This window comes from Rhizobium bangladeshense, from assembly GCF_001662075.1.
Taxonomy (GTDB): domain Bacteria; phylum Pseudomonadota; class Alphaproteobacteria; order Rhizobiales; family Rhizobiaceae; genus Rhizobium; species Rhizobium bangladeshense_B.
On the sequence record NZ_LYPL01000062.1, the window covers coordinates 1 to 2265 of the forward strand.

General features: G+C 56.7%; 3 protein-coding genes and 1 pseudogene. 2 read left to right on the top strand and 2 right to left on the bottom strand.

Annotated elements, in window-relative coordinates; translation table 11 throughout:
- Both A7X77_RS31300 and A7X77_RS31310 read left to right on the top strand, forming a co-directional pair.
- A partial coding sequence (locus tag A7X77_RS31300) for an adenylate/guanylate cyclase domain-containing protein (protein WP_210179782.1) occupies window positions 1-647 on the top strand: 647 nt, incomplete at its 5' end.
- A 338-nt stretch (window positions 648-985) separates the two neighbouring features.
- A complete protein-coding gene (locus A7X77_RS31310; RefSeq protein WP_064686655.1) occupies window positions 986-1285 on the top strand; it encodes a type II toxin-antitoxin system RelE/ParE family toxin in 300 nt (99 codons plus the stop codon).
- A 95-nt stretch (window positions 1286-1380) separates the two neighbouring features.
- Here A7X77_RS31310 and A7X77_RS31315 read toward each other — a convergent pair whose 3' ends face one another.
- Both A7X77_RS31315 and A7X77_RS33730 read right to left on the bottom strand, forming a co-directional pair.
- Window positions 1381-1884 carry a GNAT family N-acetyltransferase gene (locus tag A7X77_RS31315; RefSeq protein WP_064686656.1) on the bottom strand — a complete coding sequence of 168 codons (504 nt, stop codon included), beginning with the start codon at window positions 1882-1884 and terminating at the stop codon, window positions 1381-1383.
- Window positions 1885-2073: 189 nt separating this feature from the next.
- Window positions 2074-2265, bottom strand: a pseudogene (locus tag A7X77_RS33730) (MFS transporter); the annotation flags it as partial.

The window sequence follows — 2265 nt, forward strand, 5'->3', positions numbered from 1 at the left end:
AGTCGCTAGTCAGTGCCTACCTCGGACGCGACCCAGGACGGCGCGTGCTGGAGGGCCGTATTGCAAGGGGTTCGCTCGAGAGCATCAATACGGTCCTATGGTACTCTGATCTCGCGAGCTTCACTGCGATCTCCGAAAGAGTCGATAGTGCCACCTTGATCGCGCTTTTGAATGACTACGCCGAGACCGCTATCCTTTCTGTCACTGAAAATGGTGGCGACGTGCTGAAGCTGATCGGCGACGGCGTCCTGGCAATTTTCAGCGGCCCGTCACTGACCGACGCAGCGAAGGCCGCTCTGGGAGCCCGACGAAAGCTTGCCGAACGCGTCGTGCTGCTGAACGAACAGCGCGGTAGCCGAGGCGAGGTCACCACGGATATCTACCTCTCGCTTCATGTTGGCGAAGTGTTCTACGGAAACGTAGGCAGCGACGAGCGGTTGGACTTCACTGTCATCGGCCCGGCGGTCAACGAGGTATGCCGCATCGCGTCCACCTCGACGGCGACAGGCGGGTCACTCGTTGTTTCGTCAGAGTTCCTCGCGTTGTTGCCTGAGGAGATGCAAATTGCGTTCGCGGACGCGGGCGTTCACACGCTGAAGGGCGTGAGCCAGCCAAAGCGGCTCTATCTTGAACGAACACCCTACTAGGCCGCGCTTCTGCCGGTTAATCCCAACGCGTTCGTGTCTTGCGGCATGACTATCCAAGATTAACCACACATGTTGTTCTTGGAGCGGCCGATGGCAAAATTACATCAGATATGGAATAAGCTGCAGAGCGTGTTGATGAGACGGAATGGTGAATGCATGTCCGACAGTGACGAACCTATGCCGATGCCTGTTGAGGTACGAGACGAGATGCGACGCCGCGTGCAGGAGGCGCGCGAGGGAAGAGTTATGTCCTTAGCAGAGGCCAGAAGACGGTCTCAACGTGCTGAAGAGGAACGCCTGGACCTCTTCCCCATTTCGACCGCACCGGGATTTCGTTGATGCCCGATATTTCTGATGCTGCCTATGACGACATTCAACGGATTAAGAGCCACCATTGGCGCTTCAGCGGGCCCGAAAAGGCCAGGAAGATCGAAAACGAAATCTACAACGCAATCGAAGATTTGGCCTCATTCTCCAAGAAAAAACAAGAATTTGGTTGGAGGGTCAAAAATGACGATGGGATGTTTATCTACTTTTACGACACGGACCAAGGGACTGTCGTGTACGCGGTGTACAATGAGAGCGAGAACTGGTTTGAATTGATGCCTGAGCGCATGGATAGCGAGGCTGCGACCTGAGGAGGGGTGTTTCAGAGCCTTCGTTATCGTCTCCTACGTCAAATCGGTAAGTCGCTGTCGACCGGTCGCGTTCGCTCGTCGATGAGCCAGATGGCTCAACGGTCAACATTGAGCGTCATCTCAACCATGGTTAGGCGCAAGCCCGCGGAAGCGAAAAGGCGTTGCGCCGCCGTATTCCTGTATGCGGTCGATAAAAGAATCTGCTTTGCCCCTCGGTCAGTAAGGGCGCTTATCATCGCGTCAAGCAACATCCTGCCCAATCCGTTCCGGCGGCGACTTTGATCGATGAAGATATCGTGGATCACGCCAGCTGGGCCTCGAAGAGACATGTAGTCGAAACCCTCCATTCTAGCGTACGCGTAACCGACGAGTGTTTCGTGGTCCTGCGCGACGAGGATGATGACGTCCGGCCTGCCCAGAGCTTGACTCAAATGCCCCGCGTAGGCGACATGTGTCATGTCGTCGACCCAAAGAAAGCGTTCGCGATCCCATTCGTGATGAAGGGACATCAACTCCGCACCGAACATCCCGAGCGTTTCCATATCGTCTAACGTGGCCGGGCGAACCGCAACGCTGGATGTGTTTTCTGCGACGTTCATTTTTTCCGCCTCTTCGGCCTGGGAACTAACCGGTCAGAGCCCGTCCCGGCACACTTCCGACGGTACCCTCTGTGGTGCGGGCCTCACCTTCAATACTACAACACGGGAACCGAAATTCCTGAAAATGTTAAAAAGGACGCGCGGCCGGGTCTCGGCCGCGCGTCCTGCTTTCGGATTTGTCGCGTCTCGTTATCGGAGCGGCTGCCCCTTGGTTTCGGGAAGCCTGGCGTAAACGATCGCGGCGACGACACAAACCGCAGCCAGGTAGAGCCACGTGTACCCGCCATATCCGCTGCCGGTCATCGCTGTGATGACGTATGGTGCGGTGCCGCCAAATAGGGTCACGGAAAGGGCGTACGGCAATGCGACCCCGGTTACCCG